The sequence below is a fragment of the Bacillus sp. LR--39 genome, from assembly GCF_053613335.1.
Window position 1 is genome coordinate 1 of the sequence record NZ_JBSIOT010001389.1, and the last position, 557, is coordinate 557.

General features: G+C 45.6%; 2 protein-coding genes. One reads left to right on the forward strand and one right to left on the reverse strand.

Annotation, left to right across the window (positions count from 1 at the left end; translation table 11 throughout):
* Positions 1-300: poly-gamma-glutamate hydrolase family protein (locus tag ACWHAR_RS30675; RefSeq protein ID WP_452088884.1), on the reverse strand; the 300-nt coding region annotated here is incomplete at its 3' end.
* A 105-nt stretch (positions 301-405) separates the two neighbouring features.
* Between ACWHAR_RS30675 and ACWHAR_RS30680 the strand changes: the two genes are divergently transcribed.
* Positions 406-557 (forward strand): PH domain-containing protein (locus tag ACWHAR_RS30680; protein ID WP_452088885.1); only part of this gene is annotated, 152 nt, incomplete at its 3' end.

Here is a 557-nt window from a genome sequence, read left to right on the forward strand (position 1 = left end):
ATAATACCCGTGAAACGCTAATGCGTAATGGTGGTCATTCACTTTTTCTAAAGCCAGCGGCTCATCAAAACGAATGCTAGTGAGATGCAAGGAACGGTTGTTTCGCTGCTTTAGACCCTCAAACAAATAGATGGAACATCGATCCGAAAATGCCCGCACCAGTTCACTGACGCCAGGCTCAATTCTGCCGCCGTGAGGACCGAGGACGATAAGCTCACTTCCGTTTTTCTCCTCATAAATAATCCGGTACTCCGACTCAGAAGCAGAAAGGGCCGCAAAGCTGTCATACATATCTTCCATTTTGAACGCCCCCTTTACCAGTCAGCACCAGTTTACTCTACTCATCTATGAATGAAAACCTTTTTTATAGTATGATTTGATAGAATACGCAGGAGGAGGTATATGATGGGGTTTATTGATGGATTACTCGGCAATGCGTCAACACTGTCAACGGCAGCTGTGAAAGAAGAGCTTGCCCATATTTTGCTGGAGGGTGAGAATGTTGAAGCCGCGTTTAAGCTGGTTCGCGATTTGATTGTCTTTACTGACAAGCGGCT